Consider the following 18,840-nt stretch of genomic DNA (forward strand, 5'->3'; position numbering starts at 1 on the left):
AGGCATTCCTTTTTTGTGCGGTCACGCCAATTCGTCACACATCTGTGAATGTGTTTCAAAAAGACGCTTAACGCGACTCGTTCAGCCAGAGGTTCTGCAGCAATATGCGAATTTCTCGCGCTTGTGGCGCGGGTTAGAGCAAACAGCTTTCAAATTTTTGAAGCGCGTCTCTTAACAAAGCTGCATCATGCGCAACATGCTAAAAGACCATGGGTACCCTTTGAGATGGTAAGGGGAACGATACGTTACTGCGTTGCACAATTCTGGTCAAGCTAAATTCCAGAAAAGCTGTTTGGAATCAAGGATTTTGCGCAAAAAGTACCCGCAAACGAGGCTTTTTTGCTAGCATGCCTGCTGTTTACAAACGTGATCGTCGAATAATTGTTGAGACATCTCATCCCGAAACATCTTCGGCAGCGTTCTCTCGAATGCGCTGCATCCAATGGCAACTGATAAAGAACTTTCGGATTTTCTTGAAGATGTAGAACGCCGCGCTTTCAAGCAGGCGGTGTACGCAGTTCGCAAAGAAGAATCGGCGCTGGATATAGTCCAGGATGCCATGATCAAACTCGCTGAAAAATACGGTGACAAGCCGGCAGCTGAGTTGCCCATGCTATTTCAGCGCATCTTGCAAAACACCATCCGCGATTATTTCCGCCGCGAAAAGGTCCGCTCCTCATGGATCAGCCTGTTCTCCAGCTTCGGCAACAAGCAGGAAGACCAGGAAAATTTCGATGCGATGGACATGATAGAGGCGGAAGAAGGCAGCTACGGTGCCGAGACCGGTTTGGGCAAGCTGGAGCGCAAGCAAGTACTCGAATTTATCGAGCATGAAGTACAAAATCTCCCCTCACGTCAACGAGAAGCCTTCCTGATGCGTTATTGGCAGGATCTGAACGTGGCAGAAACCGCCGCCATCATGGGATGCTCCGAAGGAAGTGTGAAAACACACTGCTCTCGCGCGACGCACGCTCTGGCCCAGGCGCTGAAAGCCAAAGGAATCTACTTATGAACACCAAAGACCTGAATCTCGCTTACAAATTGAGCCATGCGCTGGACGAAAGCTCGAACAATGTATCGGCAAAAACCGCCGAACGTCTGGCATCTGCGCGCAAGATAGCGTTATCACATAAAAAACAAGAGTCCAAGGCGACCGTATTCGTGCCGCAGGCTGCGCTCGCTGGCCATAGCAGCACGTCCTCACATAACAACCTCTGGGCCTGGTTAGGCCGCATGGGCTTGGCCGTACCGCTGGCCGCCCTGGTGTTTGGTTTGATAGGTATCTATCAATTTGAACAACATCAACAAATCATCGATTCCGCTTCCATCGATGCCGAAGTATTAACTGATGATTTGCCGCTGTCCGCCTATCTGGACCATGGTTTTGATGCATTTCTAGCAAAAGGGGATAAATAGGCATGAAGGTATGGACTTTTCCCCTGGATATACCTCATCTCGGGAAAATCGCTACATCCCTAGCAGTCTTGTCTCTTGCATTCAGTGGTGCAATACAGGCAATGCCGGCTGACGCACCTGCGCCACCAGTGCACACACCGGCACTGGCTGTCGCTGTGCCTCCAGCCAAACCGACTGCCAAACCCATCCCGGCAACCAAAACCAGCGGCAATAAATCCGATTGGAACAAGTTAAGCCCTGCGCAAAAAACCGCTCTGGCACCACTGGCTGGCGATTGGAACAAGCTCGATTCCTTCCGCCGAGAAAAATGGCTGGAACTGGCCAATAGATTCACCACCATGTCGCCTAGCGACCAGGAACGCATGCAAGAACGCATGCGTGAATGGGTCAAGCTGACGCCTGACCAACGGCGTCTTGCCCGCGAAAACTATAACCGGGCAAAAAAACTCAACGCCGAGCAAAGAACCAAGCAATGGGAAGAGTACCAACAACTCTCTGACGAAAAGAAAAAACAGTTGGCAGAAACTTCGCCACCTAAAAAACGCATAGTGAATCCACCACGCCCGCCTATCGGCAAGAATTCTGCGCAAGCGCAAGTAAAAGCACCATCAAAACCGATACCGACAAAACAACCGTTACCGCGCGCAGAAGCGATTCAGCCGTCTTTGCCTATACCAACGCCCATACAAGCACCTGCTCCGACTCCTTCTCCTGCGCCTTGATTCTGACTCCATGCAATGCAATTGAATAATTCAGATACGCCTACAATCAAACGCCGTTTGACCACCATGATTTACGAAGGTGTGCTGTTATTTGGCGTCGTGGCGATTGCCGGCTTATTGTTCTCAACGATTTTTCAACAACGCAATGCCCTCTATCTGCGGCATGCCTTGCAGTACTGGCTGTTTTTTGTAGTAGGTGCTTATTTCGTCTGGTTCTGGATACACAGTGGCCAAACCTTACCAATGAAAACCTGGCGTATCCGCCTCGTTACGATAGATGGCTATCCATTGGGCTTTAAACACGCTGTGGCACGTTATTTCCTTGCTTGGCTATGGTTCTTGCCAGGGCTGGCAATCGCATGGGCACTGGACGCCAAAATGTGGACCGCGGTTGCCATTGTTCTTGCCAATGTCGCCGCCTGGTCCCTCGCCGCGTACATCCATCCAAGTCGACAGTTTTTACATGATCGGATCGCAGGTACCAAACTGATCCAAGTCAGCAAGACTCCATAAGAAATGCCATCAACGCCAGCTATATTGCTGGCGTGCTTTCATCACACCGCTCCGCGCTTCGCCTTCATCTCCATCCCCTCGTCATAAATAAAAATGTGAATCTTGTCCATTCACTGTAGTCCAAGTGGTATGTTGATTATTACAACTATAATTGCTTGTAATTTCAGTATTCATCTTGATCGACGGGCCATGCCTGACATGGCATTTTTGTTTAACCAAAAAGCGGAGAAGTCACATGGTAAAGAAACTGAAAAAAACAACTAAATCAGGCAGCAAACAATTGACTGACGGCGTACACGCATCAGCCCAGCAAATCTGGCAAGCCGGTCTGGAAGCATTTGCCAAGACGCAGCAAGAAGGCGAAAAAGTACTCGCCAAGCTGGCAAAGAAAGGTAGCAGCCTGCACAAGCGCACGCGGAAAATGGCTGAAAACAAAGTGGCTGATGTCTCAGATGGTTTGCTCAAACTCAGCAATAACGTAGGCAAACAGGCGTCCAGCTCATGGGACAAACTGGAGCAGCTGATCGAAAACACAGTTGCCAACTCCCTCAATCATTTTGGTGTCTCAACAAAAAAAGAACTGGAAGCACTGCATAAGCGCATCGATACACTGACCAAAAAAGGTGCTGCAGCCGTCGGAGCAAAAAAACCGACAACGAAAAAGACAGCAGGCAAAAAAGTGGCAGCCAAGAAAACGGTGGCAAAGAAAGCCGTCGCGAAAAAGGTAGCGGCCAAACCAGCAGCAAAAAAAGCGCCAGCTAAGAAAGCACCGGCCAAGAAAGCCGCAGCGAAAAAACCTACTGCACGCAAAGCTGCAGTAAAAACCGCTTAACGTTTAATCCTGGCTCATCTCTCGTACCGCAGGGTTTGCGCCTGGCGCAAACCCGCTCCCCACAGCATCAACATACTCATTCCTTACTCCTTGCTTCGAAAATGAAATCTCTTTGTGTTTATTGTGGCTCTTCCTATGGAGCCAAACCGGTGTACGCCGAAGCTGCGCGCGCGCTGGCAAAAGAAATGGTCGATCGTCAAATCACGTTGGTGTACGGCGGCGGCAATGTCGGCTTGATGGGCACCATCGCTAATGAAATACTTCGTTTGGGCGGTGAAGCAACCGGTGTGATCCCGCAAGCCTTGATGGACAAGGAAGTCGGACACACGCAATTAACCCATTTGCACGTTGTTAAAGACATGCATGAGCGTAAAGCCATGATGGCGGAACTGTCGGATGGATTTGTTGCGATGCCCGGCGGGATAGGTACGCTGGAAGAACTATTCGAAATTCTCACCTGGTCACAACTCGGCTTTCATGAAAAACCGATAGGTGTCTTGAACGTAGATGGTTTCTACGATGGTCTGATCGCCTTCTTACAAAACCAGGTCGCACAAGGTTTTGTCAAAGCCAATCAAGCCGAATTGATGATGCATGAGAAGAATGCATCGGAACTGCTATATCGCTTGCAGAATTTTGTGCCGCAACCAAGTACCAAAGTACTGGATGCGCTCGCTGCCAAGACTTTATTGCCTTAACAACGAGCGTAGATTAACGTCAAGCGACGTCCAACGCTTGACGGAAATCTTCTACCAAATCGACTGTATCTTCGATACCTATCGAGACCCGAATCAGCGATTCTGCAATCCCCATGCTGGCACGACGTTCCGCACCCATTTCATAAAAAATGGTGTGCGCGACCGGAATCACCAGCGTGCGGGTATCACCCAGATTGCTGGCAGACACGCCCAGTTGCAGACGGTTCAGATAATCAAAGCAATCGATGCCATCCTTCAATTCGAAGCTGAACAAGCTGCCGTAGGCACGGAACAATTCCGTCGAAATTGCGTGTTGTGGATGCGATTTCAAGCCGGGATAATACACCGCTGCAACACGCTCATCAGCTTCCAGCATTTGCGCTACTGCCAGTGCATTTGCGCATTCCCTATCGAGACGCAAGGCCATCGTCTCTGAACCGACTGCCAGATGATGCGCTGCTTCCGGTCCTAATGAAGCACCAAAATCGCGCAAGGCTTTAGCACGTATTTGCGCCATGCCCCATTGTGCTGTTGGATAGCGTTTGTAGGTATCCAGAATATTCGGGAAACGCGACCAGTCGTACAAACCGGTATCAGTCAGACTGCCGCCCAACGCATTGCCGTGACCGCCTATCGATTTGGTCAGCGCATTGATGACGATGCTGGCACCAACTGCTTTAGGGCGGAACAAATACGGCGAAGTCATCGTGTTATCGACGATATAGACGATGCCGCGTTCCGCGCATAACTTGCCGATGCGCGCCAGATCCGCAACCTGCGTACGCGGATTGGCGATGGTTTCAACGAAGACGATGCGTGTATTTGGCTGGATGGCCGCTTCTACGTGCTTGACGTCAGTCGCATCGACCATCGCAATCTGTACGCCCTGCCCGTCTACGGTTTGCCACAAGCTATTGGTATTGCCGAACAGAAAGGCCGACGAAACAACGTGATCGCCTTCGCGCAACAGAGCCTGCACTACAGCACCAATCGCGGCCATGCCTGTAGCAAAGCAGATCGTCGACAAGCCATCTTCCATCTTGTTGACTTTGTCTTCCAGCGCAGCAACTGTTGGATTGCCTTGTCGACCGTAGCGATAACCCGGCTGCTTGCCCTGGAATACGGTCGCCAGCTCGCGCGCATCGTTATAGCCAAAGGTTACCGAGGTATGGATAGGTTTGTGCAGCGAACCATGCTCAATCGCCTTCTGGCGATCGCTGTGCAAAGTAGTCGTGGTAAAGCCGTATTTTTTGGAGTCAGTCATGGTGGCCAAGAAAAAATGCCTGAACGCCCACTCGCGTGTGCAGATCAGGCATGGCTACAACGTCGATTAAATTTAAATTAATCTACCTGTGCCAGATTCAAATTCAATTGCGAACGCACAGCGTCGTCCACTTCCGGTTTCGGATTATTACGAGCAAATTCAATACGATCCAGGTAATCGCGCGAAATATCGCCAGTCACATAGATACCGTCAAAGCAGGAAGCTTCCAGGCTCTTCAAAGCTGGATTAATATCAGAGATAGAGCTCTTCAATGCTTCGATGTCTTGATAGATCAAGGCATCAGCGGTGATTTCGCGGCAGACTTCTTCCGTAGTACGACCGTAAGCGATCAATTCAGCACGTGTAGGCATATCGATACCGTACACGTTAGGGAATTTAACCGGTGGTGCTGCAGAAGCGAAAATGACTTTCTTCGCGCCAGCTTCACGCGCCATTTGCACGATTTCACGGCTGGTAGTACCGCGCACGATAGAGTCATCGACCAGCAATACGTTTTTGCCTTTGAACTCGGAGCCAATGGCATTGAGTTTTTGACGTACTGACTTGCTGCGAATTGCTTGTCCTGGCATCAAGAAGGTACGACCGATATAACGGTTCTTGATGAAGCCTTCGCGGTATTCGATATTGAGTTTGTGCGCCAATTCCATCGCCGCTGGACGCGATGAATCCGGAATCGGCATCACTACGTCGATGTCGCCCAATGGCATTTCACGTTTGATTTTATCGGCGAGGTACTCGCCCATTTTCAGGCGCGTTGCATAAACGGAAGCACCATCGATGATGGAATCAGGGCGTGCGAAATAAACGAACTCAAACGCGCATGGATTCAGCGTTGGATTTTCTGCGCATTGCTGGTTGTAGAGCTTGCCATCGATATCGATGAAAATCGCTTCGCCCGGCAATACATCGCGCAGGAAACGGAAGCCCAGACCTTCGAGCGCTACCGATTCGCTGGCAACCAGATATTCCGTACCTTTGTCGGTTTCATTGAAGCCGATACACAAAGGACGAATGCCGAACGGATCACGGAATGCCAGCAAACCGTAACCGGCGATTTGTGCCGTCACTGCATACGAACCGCGTACGCGTTTGTGCACCATTGCTACCGCTTTAAAAATCGCAGCAGGATCGAGCGAATACCCGGTGGTCGCTTGCTGGATTTCATGTGCCAGCACGTTCAACAGAACTTCCGAATCGGAAGTGGTGTTGATGTGACGACGATCATTCTTGAACATCTCTATTTTGAGTTGTTCCCAGTTCGTCAGATTACCGTTGTGCGCCATGATGATGCCGAACGGTGCATTGACGTAAAACGGTTGCGCTTCGTCTGCGCTGGATGAACCAGCAGTCGGATAGCGGACTTGGCCTACGCCTGAATTGCCGAACAGCGAACGCATATTGCGAGTGCGGAAGACATCCCGTACCAGACCGTTTGCTTTGTGCATACTGAATGTATTGCCGTTATCGGTTGCGATACCGGCTGCATCCTGACCGCGATGCTGCAAGAGCAGCAGCGCGTCATAAATCAATTGATTTACAGGGGTGTGAGAAACAACGCCAACAATGCCACACATGGTGGACTCCTCAACTAGAACAAATTAAAACTGCGAGTTCATCCAATACGAATCGGATGAATCAAAACTGTATATGCCGAACAAAGTCGCCCGGCAGGAAAGGAATGACAGTACGCGCGGCAGTTTCTGCCAACGGACTGAACAATGCTTCTTTCCAAAAATTCTGTTCGGGTATCGCCGTCATGCCGCATAAAAGCACAGCTGCCAGCACAATCACCAAACCACGCGCCAAACCGAACAAACCACCCAAGCCACGATCCACCAGGGTTAATCCAGTCGCCTTGACTACTTCATTCAACGCCATTGTCAGCAAGCCCATCAGGATGCGCACACCGATGAACAAGGCAATAAATCCTACTATCAAGCGTGTCGTGTTGCCTGGCAGCATATCCGGCAATAATGCCGCCAGCGCCTCGCCGTATGCATTGGCAACCACAAACGCCACTATCCAGCTCAACAGGGACAGAATTTCTTTTACCAATCCCCGCAAGGTACTGATCACGATAGAGCAAATCAGTACAAATAAAACCAGATAATCAAAAATCGTCACAGGCGATCTGCCTTAACACCTGACTGCACGTCAGGCCGGGAACGATTTGCCGCTCAAACCGAGCTTGATCAGTTTGGCACGTGTTTTCTCGGCTTCTGCTTCGTTCGCGAATGGACCTATGCGTACACGAATGCGCTCACCTGACGCAGTTGCCACTTTCTGCGTATATGACTTCAAACCTGCTGCGTGCAGCTTTTTCTGCAATTCATTGACCTTGTCCTGCGATGCCAGTGCTGCGACCTGCAAAACCACCTTGCCGGAAGCATGAGGAGCGGCTGAAGCAACTGGTTTACCTTCCAAAATCGCACGGGCACGCGCCGCATCATCGGATTTACTAACCGTTGGAGCATGCGTAGTTGCTTTTGGTTCGGAAGACTCCGGTTTTGCCACAGCAACCTGCGGTTTTTTCTCTGGTTCAGCTACTTTGACATCTGCTTTCGGCGTCTCGCCTTTAGCCACTTCGGCTGGTGTCGCCGACGTAGGCTCGATAATCTCTTCTTCCGCGCTCAGCGCATTGCTTGCTGCTGCTTCGCTGCTTGCTTTCGGCACCAAGCCCGATTTGGCTTGCGCAGCCGGTGCCGGCGTATCTTTGGATGGAATTTGAATATTGATATCGTCAGCCAAAGGCTTGGGCTCGGAATCCAGAATCATCGGCAAACCGATGATGGCCGCCAATACCAAGGCAACGGCACCAACCAAACGTCGGCGCGCACGTTTCTTTTCTGGCAAGACCGGATCGACCGGCGCTTCGCGTTTGTTGCCCTGTCCACGCTTGCTGCGCGCACTTGGTTTTTCCTCGTCAGCCTGCGAATAAAAATCGCTCTTGCCGACCGATGATTCCTGCTGATTTTTACGAAAAAACGAGAACAAGCCCATACGATGTAGTGTGAAGTTCGTCAGTGATGTTCGGAGTTACGGAATTCCATGACGCCAGCAACTGTCAGGAAGGATCCGAAAACCGCAATTCTATCATTCTCCCCCGCTCGGCTGAGTGCATTTGCAAAAGCTTCTGCAGGCGAAGTGAATGTTTGGATGCTGCGTTCGGTATCTGTTGCGCTTGGCTCTTCACCATAAGCATGCAATAGCTTTTCCTTGATATCAGCTGCCGTTGCTGCACGTGGCAGCGGCAAATCAGTAACGCACCAGTGATCGATACGTCCTTTCAGATGAGCAATCACACCATCGATATCCTTGTCCTGCATCGCGCCAAAAACCGCGTAGGTATAGGGATGAAAACTCATATTATCGAGATTCTGCGCCAGCGTCGCGGCGGCATGCGGATTATGCGCCACATCCAGAATGATCACAGGACGACCCGGCAAGACCTGGAAACGGCCCGGCAGATCGACCACGGCCAAGCCTGTACGCACTTCTTGCGCACCGACAGGCAGACGCAAGCGCAAGGCTTCCAATGCCGCCAAAACGGATGAGGCGTTCAGCAACTGGTTCGCGCCACGCAAGCTTGGATAACCCAGCGAATTGCGACGATGGCCGCGTCCGCTGAAGTTCCACTGCTGCTTGTCGCCCGAATAATTGAAATCACGGTTGAACAGCCATAAATCGGCACCGATTTTCTCCGCGTGTTCGACTAACGATGCCGGCGGTACCGGATCGCCGCAAATCGCAGTTTTACCTGCGCGGAAAATACCTGCCTTCTCGAAACCGATTTTTTCGCGTGTATCGCCAAGATATTCGGTGTGATCGATATCGACGCTGGTCACGATAGACACATCCGCATCCAGCACATTGACCGCATCCAGACGTCCACCCAGACCCACTTCAAAAATCACTGCATCCAGCTTGCTATCGGCAAACAACTGCATCGCTGCCAGCGTAGTAAATTCAAAATACGATAAAGACACATCTGCACGTACCGCATCAAGCTTATCGAAAGCGGCAATTAACTCTGCATCGCCAACTGACTGACCGTTGATGCGCATGCGCTCATTGAAGTGCAACAAATGCGGCGAAGTATATAAACCGACACGATAACCGGCACGCAACAGTATCGATTCCAGCATGGCGCAAGTCGAGCCCTTGCCATTGGTGCCACCGACAATAATCACCGGGCACGCGAACTGGATCGCCATCGCGTCTTTAACCTGCCGTACGCGATCCAAACCCATATCGATGGCTTTCGGATGCATTGTTTCCAGGCGGGCAAGCCAATCAGCTAAGGTTGTTGGATGGTTTTCCATGCAAATTGATCGTATTGAATATCTGTAGAGAAACAGTATATGACGGCGAAACCGCAAATAAAAAGCCCGAACCACACAAGGTTCGGGCTTCTGTACCGATGCCGGATAATCAGGCTAGAACTTCAGCCGCCTGATTTTGCAACAATGCCAACAGACGTGCGATTTCTTCACGCATTTTGCGACGATCAACAATCATGTCGACTGCACCTTTGGTCACGAGGAACTCAGCGCGCTGGAAGCCTTCTGGCAATTTTTCACGCACGGTGTTCTCGATCACGCGCGGACCGGCAAAACCGATCAGGGCTTTTGGTTCTGCAATCACGACGTCGCCCATGAAGGCGAAGGAAGCAGATACACCACCCATGGTCGGATCGGTCAGCACCGAAATAAACGGCAGTTTCTTTTCCGATAACTTGGTCAGCATGGAAGTTGTTTTTGCCATTTGCATCAATGACAACAAGCCTTCTTGCATACGCGCACCACCGGTAGCGGTAATGCAGATGAACGGTACTTTTTGCTCCAGCGCAGTTTGCGCGCCACGGGCAAAACGCTCACCAACGACCGAACCCATGGAGCCGCCCATAAATTCAAACTCAAAGCAGGCTACAACGACCGGCAAGCTCATGATCGAGCCGCCAAGTACGATCAGCGCATCGGTTTCGCCAGTGGCTTCCAGCGCCGATTTCAGGCGATCTGGGTACTTTTTGCTGTCTTTGAATTTCAGTGTATCGACTGGCAACACTTCCTGACCGATGTCGTAACGACCACCTGCATCCAGCAGAGCGTCGAGGCGATCACGTGCGCGGATGCGCATGTGGTGATCACATTTAGGACAAACGTGGATATTTGATTCCAGATCCGTGCGGTACAAGACCGACTCACAGGATGGACATTTGACCCACAAACCTTCAGGTATCGATTTGCGTTGTGCAGCGTCGGAACGCTGAATACGTGGGGGAAGTAACTTTTCTAGCCAACTCATCGTGACCTCTTTCAATTTTGTACTGGCCGAATTGTACCGTTTGCACGGCAATTCGCCACAATTACGTGTTCGGCAGTATTTTACTTGCCTAACAGGACATTTTCACCTTATTCGTCTAAAGCCTTGCGGATGCCGGCAATAAACGTTTGCACTCTTTCAACAGCTTGTTCACGCGGGCTGTTTTCCAATTCCTGAATAATCCGGCTGCCGATGACAACTGCATCGGACACCGCTGCCACTGCCTTGGCCGTTGCTGCATCGCGAATGCCGAAGCCTACGCCGATAGGCAATTTCACATATTTACGGATCGCAGCGATACGCTCCGCCACTTCTTTCGTATCGATATTACCCGCGCCAGTGACACCTTTGAGCGAGACGTAGTAGCTAAAGCCACTACCAAATTGTGCGACCTGCTGGATACGTTCTTCGGTCGAAGTCGGCGACAGCAGGAAGATAGGATCCATGTCGTTTGCCTTCAGGGTAGCAGCGAACTCTTCGCATTCTTCCGGCGGGTAATCTACGACGATAGTGCCATCCACACCCGCGGCCTTAGCGGCTAGAACAAATTTGGTTTGCCCCATGCGTTCGATCGGATTGGCATAACCCATCAAGACAACTGGCGTCGTTGTATTGGTCTTGCGGAACTCACTGACAAAGCCAAGCACGTCATGCATGCTGACATTGAACTTGAGCGCACGCTCGCAAGCACGTTGAATCACAGGGCCTTCTGCCATCGGATCAGAAAAAGGCACGCCTAATTCAAGAATATCGGCGCCGCCTGCAACCAGCGCATGCATCAAAGGCACGGTCAACTCCGGTGCCGGATCGCCTGCGGTGATGAAAGGAATGAGACCTTTTTTGTTCTTTACCGCCAATGCGGCCAAAGTGGATTGAATTCTGGACATGAAGATACTTTATAAATTTTCTAAGCTACGTTTAGCTGAGTACATTTCAATCTACTGCAAATCGCTTCAATGCCATTCAGCACAGGAAGCGATTTTCTCGTCGCGCAAGATCAGTCGAATTTCAAACCCATGCGCTGCGCTACCGTATGCATATCCTTGTCGCCGCGACCGGAGAGATTAGCCAGCACGACTTTGTCTTTCGGCAAGGTCGCTGCCAATTTGGCCGCATAGCTCAAAGCATGGCTGGACTCCAACGCCGGAATGATGCCTTCGATATGGCAGCAATCGTGGAAAGCCTGCAGCGCTTCGTCGTCGGTAATCGATACATACTGCGCGCGGCCCGAATCTTTCAGCCATGCGTGTTCCGGTCCGACACCAGGATAATCAAGGCCGGCAGAAATCGAATGTGTCTCGATGATTTGACCGTTTTCATCTTGCAGTAAATAGGTACGATTACCGTGCAACACACCAGGTGAACCAGCGGTCAATGATGCCGAATGCTTACCAGTTTCCAGTCCTTCGCCAGCGGCTTCTACACCTACCAATTGCACATTCTTGTGCTCGATATACGGGTAGAAAATACCCATTGCATTCGAACCGCCACCGATGCAAGCCACCACGTAGTCCGGCTGACGGCTGGTCATTTCCGGCATTTGTTCTATGCACTCGTTACCGATTACCGATTGGAAGTCGCGCACCATCATCGGGTAAGGATGCGGGCCTGCCACCGTACCGATGATGTAGAACGTGTTTTCGATATTGGTTACCCAGTCGCGCATCGCTTCGTTCAACGCATCCTTCAACGTCTTGGAACCGGATTCAACAGGTACAACGGTCGCACCGAGCAACTTCATGCGGTAGACGTTTTGCGCCTGGCGCTTGACGTCTTCACTGCCCATGTAGACCACGCATTCCAGGCCGAAACGTGCACAGATCGTCGCCGTCGCCACACCATGCTGGCCAGCACCGGTTTCCGCGATGATGCGCTTCTTGCCCATGCGACGAGCCAGCAATGCCTGGCCGATCACGTTGTTGATCTTGTGCGCGCCAGTGTGATTCAAATCTTCACGCTTGAAGTAAATCTGTGCGCCGCCCATTTGTTCAGACCAGCGTTTGGCGTGATAAATCGGGCTTGGACGACCGACAAAATGCTTCAGGTCGTAATGGAATTCTGCGAGGAAGGCTGGGTCTTTGCTGTAATGCGCGTACGCATCTTTCAACTCGGCCAGCGCCTGACTCAGGGTTTCTGCAACAAAACTGCCGCCGTATTGGCCGAAGTGACCTTTGGCATCCGGCAAATTGTATGGCGCAGTCTGATGCAAAGCGCTTTCTGCAATTGCTTGTCGCTCGGCAAAACTGCCCAGCACGTCTAATTCTTTCATGGCTTTTCTCTTTGCTATTTTGTCTGATCCGGGGCAGCAGCATCTGCTGCTCGCACCGCGGCGATGAAGGCGCGTATTTTTGCTGCGTCCTTGATGCCCTTGTCTTGCTCGACACCACTGCTGATGTCGACAGCGTAGGGACGTACGCGTAGAACCGCGTCAGTCGCGTTTTGTGCGCTCAAGCCACCACTTAAAACGACCCGAGGCGCGATGTTTTCGGGAATGAGAGACCAATCGAAGACCTTTCCGCTGCCGCCATAGCTGTCTACAAAGGTATCCAGCAACAAGCCGGTGAACAATGTACTCGCGGCGCGATAATCAGACTCGTATTTTAGCAAATCGGCTGCCTGCATATCTGCTTTTACGCGAATTGCACGTATGAAGGGGCGATTCACTGCACTGGCGATGGCCGCACACTCAACCGCTGTTTCATCACCATGAAATTGCAACAGGGAAATAGGCGCTTGCGCTACTACCGCCCGCACCTCTTCTACCGTCGCATTCACGAACAAACCGACCGCACTGACAAAGGGTGGAATCTGCGCAATCAAGCGTCCCGCCGCGACCGCGTCTATGAAGCGCGGGCTCTTCGGATAGAACACAAAACCGACCGCATCTGCGCCGGCCTCAACCGCGCGATGCACGTCTTGAGGACGCGTAAGGCCGCATATTTTGATTCGTGTGCGATGTGTCATTGTTGATGTGTCATTGTTCAATTAGAAATTGGTTGGCATAGCCGCATCAGTGCAGTTGTCACGACCACAAGAAATTCTGCACATCCAGCTGCGGCAACGCCCATTTTGGATCGTAATCGATTTTGGCCAAATACAAACCGTCCGGCATAAAAGTCGGCGCCGCGTACTTACGCTCACGACCATCCAGTAATTCCTTCAGCCATTCCGGCTGTTGCGAACCATTGCCGACATAAATGAGGGAACCGACAATATTGCGCACCATATGATGCAGGAAGGCATTCGCATGCAGGGTAAACATGATCAAGTCGCCACGTTGTTCTATCTTGATCGAGTACATGCTTTTAACCGGCGACTTCGCCTGGCACTGCACTGAGCGGAAAGTTGAAAAATCATGCTCGCCCAGCAAGTGCTGCGCCGCCGCGCGCATGCGTTCTACATCCAGCTTGCGAAACACCCAGCCCGCCCTACCCTCCAGCAGCGGCGAACGCACCGGATTGTTGTAGAGCACATATTGGTACATACGCGAACGCGCGCTGAAACGTGCGTGAAAATTATCTTGAGTATCCAGATCATGAGCAACCTCAGTCGCCCAACGTACCACGATCGAAGGCGGTAAAAAGGTATTCACACCTCGTACCCAGGACGACATATCGCGTTCCAGCGTAGTATCGAAATGCACTACTTGCTCGAGCCCATGCACACCAGCATCCGTGCGGCCAGCACAGACGGTAGAGATATTTTGCAGAGTAAATTTATTCAGGGCGAATTCCAGCCTGTCCTGCACGGTCAAGCCGTTCAGCTGTGTCTGCCAGCCCTGCCACGGCGTACCGTCATACTGCACGCCAAGCACGATGCGTTTGGATTCGCCATTCATGGTGAGAATTTACCGGAAAAATCAAAACTGAAATGAAAACGGGCGCAAGCATAGCATTGCGCCCGTCGATCAACCATATTTAGTACGTCAGGAAAGCTTGCTGAGCAGATGCTTCGCTTTCTCTGATTGTTCGCCATTGCCACCTTTAACGACCTCTTCCAGCAGCTCGCGCGCACCTTCTTTGTCGCCGATTTCCTGATAGGCAATCGCCAGATCAAGCTTGGTCGCCATTTCTGCATTGCTGGTATAGCTCTCTTCATCACCCAAGTTATCCAACGCTGGCAAGGCTTCTACTTCATGCGCAGACGATGTCTCTTTCGGATCCAATTCAAGTGCAATGTCGGAGAGATCGAACTCAGGCAATGCAGTCGGCGTTGTAGCACTATGCAGATGAGGTTCATCTTGCTCCGGAAAATCCAGATCAATGTCTTCCGGCAGCAGAATTTCAGGTGCTGGCGTAAAGGCCAACGTGTTCGATTCTTTTTCTTCTTCGAAGAAGGAAAGGCCCGTATCTTCTTTTGCCGCAGGTGTTACAGATTGATCACCCAGGAAGTCGAAATCAATGGCAGCAACATCTTCCGGCAAATCAGTTTGTGCCGAAACATCTGCACCTGATTTTTTGATCGGGCTTTCGATATCCAAACCTTCCAGATCGAAATCCAGATCCTCCACAGTAGCCTTAGGCTCTACTTCTGGCACTGATGTTTCTTGCTGCGACGTTTCTTCAGCCGAAGAATTGCTGCTATCGAAATAAGCCGCGGTTCCCAATGCTGCTGCCGCAGCAGCGACTGGCGCAATCGCATTCAGACCATCATGCTCATTCAGCCGCTGTGTCGGTGCAGTCAATGCGGATGCTTTCGCCGCGACTTCTTCTGGCAGCGCGCCATTCGCATACAGAGGATTGCTTGGATCCAGAATCAGACCCAGCGTAGCCGCCTGCGCCCACTCATCGCCCTCACCTTTGGTCATGCTGTACAACTCGCTGGCCAGGATTTCAAACGAACGAACGTCATTGCGACTGGAGTAGATTTCCAGCAATTTAACGCGTACGGCGTGACGATCCGGCTGATTGCGCAGCGCTTCTTTCAGAATTTCTTCTGCCTGCGCATCACGACCATAAGCGATATAAACATCAGCCTCGGCAATCGGATCAACTTCGTTGGTATCCAACTGGCTCGCAGAAGGAACAAAGTTGGAGTTGAATACGCTGTTATTGGTATCAACACTCTGGCCACCGGTCGAACCAAACAAGGAATTTGTTTTCAGACTGGAATCCGTGATGCTGTCTTCAAACGATTTTGGCGCTTGCTTGCGACGACGGGAGCTATAGATTCCCAAACCGGCGAGTAATGCCAGCAATGCAGCCGCACCCGGCAAGAACATCGCATTATTCGTCAAATCTTCGAAGAAGCTAGGCTGCGGTGGTGGTGGCGGGACAACGACAGGTTTTGGCTTAACTGCAGCAACTGGAGGAACAACGGCCGGCTCGACTGCTGCTGGCGCTTCAGGCTTCACTTCCACTGCCGGTGGCGTCACAGCCGCTGTATCAGGCGTCGCTGCTATCACCGGTTCAGCTGGAGTAACTGCTGCAGGCGCAGCTTTCGTTGCCGCTTCTGCTTGTTTCTGTTGTGCTGCTAAATCCTTGTTTTTGATTTCAAGAATTTGCTGCAATTCATTGACGTTCTTTTCAAGCTCTTTGACACGTGCGTTGGCATCAGCTATCGCTTTGTCTTTCGCGATCAGCTCTTCCGCACCGGCCTGATTGACCAGCTTGTCGGAAGCTGCAGTCGATGCGGCACCTGATTTCGACAGTTTCAGCTTGTCTTTGGATTCTGCTGCTGCGGCTGAATCTTCTTGAATACGCGTAGAAATTTTGCCGCCAGCGGTTTGCTTGACGTCATCCGATTTTTTCGCAGCGGCGGTGGCGACTTGTCCTGCCAGCTTGTTGCGATAAGCATTAAAGTCAGCAGCTTGCGCAACGACTACACCTTTTGCTTCGGATTGCTTGATCCCTTGCGCAGTATCTGCCTCTGGCACAGACAGAATATGCCCGGCACGCAGGCGATTCATATTCTTGTCGATAAAGGCTTCAGGATTGGCGCGATACAGCGCAACCAGCATTTGATCGAGCGATACGCCACTTGGTCGATACTGACTCGCAATTTTTGCCAGCGTATCGCCTTTTTTTACAACGTATTCGTCTGTCGGCGCTGCCTCTGGTTTAGGTGCTGCAGCGGCGCGCTGTGGCTTGGCCGCTGCACGCGGCGCCGGATTCTCGCGGATCGGCGCTGCTACAGGCTCAGGCTTACTTTCTGGCTGCTGCCTTGCAACTGGCGGCAATGGTTGAGCAATAACGATGGGCGCGACCTGTGCTGGCTGCGCAGAGCGCATTTCCGGCGGATCCAGCAAGAAAGTGTATTCGCGTACCAGACGGCCATTATTGCCGCCCAACTCCAGCAGCATATCGACGAATGGCTCGTTGATTGGCTGCGTCGAAGTGACACGCACAACCGGCTGACCACCACGTTGCTCAACTGCAAAACGCAGCGAGAACAGGCTAGGATTGAATTCAATATTGGCTTGGCGGAAAGCATCGGCCGAAGCGAGTTTGGGAGCCAGAGAAGCGAGCTCGTCAGGCGATACCGAGGTTAGCTCAATCTCAGCCCGCAGTGGCTGGCCCAGTGACGACATGACAGTCAGTTTCCCCAAACCTGCTGCATACGTATTCGATAACACGACAGCGGAGATGACCGCAGCACTCAGTGTTTTCAGTTTGAACAAGGGAAATCTAGAGCTGGGATTTGACCGCATTTTGAGTGGCATGGAGAGTATTCCGTTGGCGTACGTTGAGGACCACAAGCAACGCTTATCTATCGTTTTTCTGAGAACTTTCACCATAGCATCATGGACTTACGTGCGCAAGCGCAACCATCTTGGCAACTAATTTAAAACCCGCCAATCACCCATTTAACAAGGTGATTTGGCGGGTTTATGTTGCGATCTGACAACGATAATGGCGTATTACTTACCCAAAATGATGCGCAGCATACGACGCAATGGTTCTGCCGCGCCCCACAACAATTGATCGCCGATCACAAAGGCCGAGATATATTCAGGACCTTGATTCAGTTTACGTACACGACCAACGCCAATTTCCAGACCACCAGTGATGGCAGCCGGGGTCAATTCCTTAACCGTTACAGCACGCTCATTCGGCACCCATTTGACCCATGGATTAGCGGAACGGATGATGGATTCGATTTCAGCCAAAGGCACATCGCGCTTGAGTTTGATCGTCAATGCGAGGCTGTGGCAACGCATTGCACCGATACGCACGCACAAGCCGTCAACCGGAATGATTTGGGTATTGCCAAGTATCTTGTTAACTTCTGCCTGGCCTTTCCACTCTTCTTTCGACTGACCATTTTCCAGCTGCGCATCGATCCATGGGATCAAACCGCCAGCCAGTGGCGCGCCGAAGAATTCGGTCGGCACGTCTTTGCGTATCGACTCCGCCACTTTGCGATCGATATCGAGAATCGCTGACGAAGGAGTTGCCAACTCATTAGCGACTGCACCGTGCACGACGCCCATACCGCTCAGCAGTTCGCGCATGTGGTTCGCACCACCGCCCGAAGCCGCTTGATAAGTCATGGAACTGACCCACTCAACCAGACCTTCTTTGAACAAACCACCGACACCCATCAACAAGATGGAGTTGGTGCAATTGCCGCCGATGTAGTTTTTCACGCCACGACCCATTGCATCCTGGATCACGTTTTGATTGACTGGATCAAGCACGATAACCGCATCGTCCTTCATACGCAGCGTCGATGCTGCATCGATCCAGTAACCATCCCAGCCCGCTGCACGCAGTTTCGGGAAAATCTCGGTGGTGTAGTCACCGCCTTGGCAGGTAATGATGATGTCGCACTTCTTCAACGCGTCGATATCGTTGGCATCTTGCAGTGTCGTTTCTTTCTTGGCCATCGCAGGCGCTTTACCGCCTTTGTTCGATGTCGTAAAGAAAATAGGTTCGATATGATCGAAATCGCTCTCTTCTTGCATGCGTTGCATCAAGACCGATCCGACCATTCCACGCCAACCGACTAAGCCAACAACTTTCATCATCATTTCCTTCGTTCAGGGCACTTGCAGTCGCCCTATTTATCAAATTGATTGCGGCTTATTGACTGCTGCCGCTCTTCTCGCTC

18 protein-coding genes are annotated in these 18,840 nt (G+C 51.4%); 6 read left to right on the forward strand and 12 right to left on the reverse strand.

What is annotated here, in order from left to right:
* Positions 1-442: 442 nt before the first annotated feature.
* From AC07N2_RS15850 to AC07N2_RS15875, 6 genes are all read left to right on the forward strand, one after another.
* Complete coding sequence (locus tag AC07N2_RS15850) at positions 443-1,012, forward strand: RNA polymerase sigma factor (protein WP_494779105.1); 570 nt, start codon at positions 443-445, stop codon at positions 1,010-1,012.
* Positions 1,009-1,416, forward strand: coding sequence for a DUF3619 family protein (locus tag AC07N2_RS15855; RefSeq protein ID WP_494779106.1), 408 nt, complete (start codon positions 1,009-1,011; stop codon positions 1,414-1,416). Before AC07N2_RS15850 ends, AC07N2_RS15855 begins: the two co-directional genes overlap by 4 nt.
* A 68-nt stretch (positions 1,417-1,484) precedes the next feature.
* Positions 1,485-2,138 (forward strand): DUF3106 domain-containing protein, encoded by a 654-nt coding sequence (locus AC07N2_RS15860; RefSeq protein WP_494779107.1) that lies wholly within the window; start codon positions 1,485-1,487, stop codon positions 2,136-2,138.
* 15 nt (positions 2,139-2,153) lie between these two features.
* Positions 2,154-2,651 carry an RDD family protein gene (locus AC07N2_RS15865; protein ID WP_494779108.1) on the forward strand — a complete coding sequence of 166 codons (498 nt, stop codon included), beginning with the start codon at positions 2,154-2,156 and terminating at the stop codon, positions 2,649-2,651.
* A gap of 235 nt (positions 2,652-2,886) precedes the next feature.
* The gene (locus AC07N2_RS15870; protein ID WP_494779109.1) at positions 2,887-3,483 is read left to right on the forward strand and encodes a phasin family protein; all 597 of its coding nucleotides are present in this window, start codon (positions 2,887-2,889) and stop codon (positions 3,481-3,483) included.
* A 101-nt stretch (positions 3,484-3,584) separates the two neighbouring features.
* Positions 3,585-4,181 carry an LOG family protein gene (locus AC07N2_RS15875; RefSeq protein ID WP_494779110.1) on the forward strand — a complete coding sequence of 199 codons (597 nt, stop codon included), beginning with the start codon at positions 3,585-3,587 and terminating at the stop codon, positions 4,179-4,181.
* A 19-nt stretch (positions 4,182-4,200) separates the two neighbouring features.
* On the opposite strand, the gene AC07N2_RS15880 is transcribed toward AC07N2_RS15875, so the two are convergent.
* The 12 genes from AC07N2_RS15880 to asd all read right to left on the reverse strand — a co-directional run bounded on the left by AC07N2_RS15880 (position 4,201) and on the right by asd (position 18,760).
* Positions 4,201-5,445, reverse strand: a complete 1,245-nt coding sequence (locus tag AC07N2_RS15880; RefSeq protein ID WP_494779111.1) for a cystathionine gamma-synthase family protein — start codon at positions 5,443-5,445, stop codon at positions 4,201-4,203.
* Positions 5,446-5,522: 77 nt separating this feature from the next.
* Complete coding sequence (gene purF / locus AC07N2_RS15885) at positions 5,523-7,040, reverse strand: amidophosphoribosyltransferase (protein WP_076590965.1); 1,518 nt, start codon at positions 7,038-7,040, stop codon at positions 5,523-5,525.
* A 61-nt stretch (positions 7,041-7,101) separates the two neighbouring features.
* Positions 7,102-7,590, reverse strand: coding sequence for a CvpA family protein (locus AC07N2_RS15890; RefSeq protein WP_494779112.1), 489 nt, complete (start codon positions 7,588-7,590; stop codon positions 7,102-7,104).
* A gap of 30 nt (positions 7,591-7,620) precedes the next feature.
* A complete protein-coding gene (locus tag AC07N2_RS15895) occupies positions 7,621-8,466 on the reverse strand; it encodes an SPOR domain-containing protein (protein WP_494779113.1) in 846 nt (281 codons plus the stop codon).
* Positions 8,467-8,486: 20 nt separating this feature from the next.
* Complete coding sequence (gene folC, locus AC07N2_RS15900; protein ID WP_494779114.1) at positions 8,487-9,788, reverse strand: bifunctional tetrahydrofolate synthase/dihydrofolate synthase; 1,302 nt, start codon at positions 9,786-9,788, stop codon at positions 8,487-8,489.
* A 109-nt stretch (positions 9,789-9,897) separates the two neighbouring features.
* Positions 9,898-10,770 (reverse strand): acetyl-CoA carboxylase, carboxyltransferase subunit beta, encoded by an 873-nt coding sequence (gene accD / locus AC07N2_RS15905; RefSeq protein WP_076590961.1) that lies wholly within the window; start codon positions 10,768-10,770, stop codon positions 9,898-9,900.
* 107 nt (positions 10,771-10,877) lie between these two features.
* Positions 10,878-11,675 carry a tryptophan synthase subunit alpha gene (trpA, locus tag AC07N2_RS15910; RefSeq protein ID WP_494779115.1) on the reverse strand — a complete coding sequence of 266 codons (798 nt, stop codon included), beginning with the start codon at positions 11,673-11,675 and terminating at the stop codon, positions 10,878-10,880.
* Positions 11,676-11,785: 110 nt separating this feature from the next.
* Entirely contained in the window at positions 11,786-13,057 is a 1,272-nt protein-coding gene (trpB, locus tag AC07N2_RS15915) for a tryptophan synthase subunit beta (RefSeq protein ID WP_076590959.1), read from the reverse strand.
* A 14-nt stretch (positions 13,058-13,071) separates the two neighbouring features.
* Positions 13,072-13,752: a phosphoribosylanthranilate isomerase gene (locus AC07N2_RS15920; protein ID WP_494779116.1), complete on the reverse strand. Its 681-nt coding sequence runs from the start codon at positions 13,750-13,752 to the stop codon at positions 13,072-13,074.
* A gap of 58 nt (positions 13,753-13,810) precedes the next feature.
* Positions 13,811-14,626 carry a tRNA pseudouridine(38-40) synthase TruA gene (gene truA / locus AC07N2_RS15925; protein WP_494779117.1) on the reverse strand — a complete coding sequence of 272 codons (816 nt, stop codon included), beginning with the start codon at positions 14,624-14,626 and terminating at the stop codon, positions 13,811-13,813.
* A gap of 87 nt (positions 14,627-14,713) precedes the next feature.
* The gene (locus AC07N2_RS15930) at positions 14,714-17,407 is read right to left on the reverse strand and encodes a motility hub landmark protein FimV (protein ID WP_494779118.1); all 2,694 of its coding nucleotides are present in this window, start codon (positions 17,405-17,407) and stop codon (positions 14,714-14,716) included.
* A 240-nt stretch (positions 17,408-17,647) separates the two neighbouring features.
* Positions 17,648-18,760: an aspartate-semialdehyde dehydrogenase gene (asd, locus tag AC07N2_RS15935; protein WP_407928001.1), complete on the reverse strand. Its 1,113-nt coding sequence runs from the start codon at positions 18,758-18,760 to the stop codon at positions 17,648-17,650.
* Positions 18,761-18,840: the final 80 nt, after the last annotated feature.

Source organism: Herminiimonas sp. GW821-FHT09C12, assembly GCF_059416385.1.

Coding starts and splice junctions, on each gene's coding strand:
- AC07N2_RS15850 (WP_494779105.1), top strand. CDS start 443: ATGGCAACTGATAAAGAACTTTCGGATTTTCTTGAAGATGTAGAACGC.
- AC07N2_RS15855 (WP_494779106.1), top strand. CDS start 1,009: ATGAACACCAAAGACCTGAATCTCGCTTACAAATTGAGCCATGCGCTG.
- AC07N2_RS15865 (WP_494779108.1), top strand. CDS start 2,154: ATGCAATTGAATAATTCAGATACGCCTACAATCAAACGCCGTTTGACC.
- AC07N2_RS15870 (WP_494779109.1), top strand. CDS start 2,887: ATGGTAAAGAAACTGAAAAAAACAACTAAATCAGGCAGCAAACAATTG.
- AC07N2_RS15875 (WP_494779110.1), top strand. CDS start 3,585: ATGAAATCTCTTTGTGTTTATTGTGGCTCTTCCTATGGAGCCAAACCG.
- AC07N2_RS15880 (WP_494779111.1), bottom strand. CDS start 5,445: ATGACTGACTCCAAAAAATACGGCTTTACCACGACTACTTTGCACAGC.
- purF (WP_076590965.1), bottom strand. CDS start 7,040: ATGTGTGGCATTGTTGGCGTTGTTTCTCACACCCCTGTAAATCAATTG.
- AC07N2_RS15895 (WP_494779113.1), bottom strand. CDS start 8,466: ATGGGCTTGTTCTCGTTTTTTCGTAAAAATCAGCAGGAATCATCGGTC.
- folC (WP_494779114.1), bottom strand. CDS start 9,788: ATGGAAAACCATCCAACAACCTTAGCTGATTGGCTTGCCCGCCTGGAA.
- accD (WP_076590961.1), bottom strand. CDS start 10,770: ATGAGTTGGCTAGAAAAGTTACTTCCCCCACGTATTCAGCGTTCCGAC.
- trpA (WP_494779115.1), bottom strand. CDS start 11,675: ATGTCCAGAATTCAATCCACTTTGGCCGCATTGGCGGTAAAGAACAAA.
- trpB (WP_076590959.1), bottom strand. CDS start 13,057: ATGAAAGAATTAGACGTGCTGGGCAGTTTTGCCGAGCGACAAGCAATT.
- AC07N2_RS15920 (WP_494779116.1), bottom strand. CDS start 13,752: ATGACACATCGCACACGAATCAAAATATGCGGCCTTACGCGTCCTCAA.
- truA (WP_494779117.1), bottom strand. CDS start 14,626: ATGAATGGCGAATCCAAACGCATCGTGCTTGGCGTGCAGTATGACGGT.
- asd (WP_407928001.1), bottom strand. CDS start 18,760: ATGATGATGAAAGTTGTTGGCTTAGTCGGTTGGCGTGGAATGGTCGGA.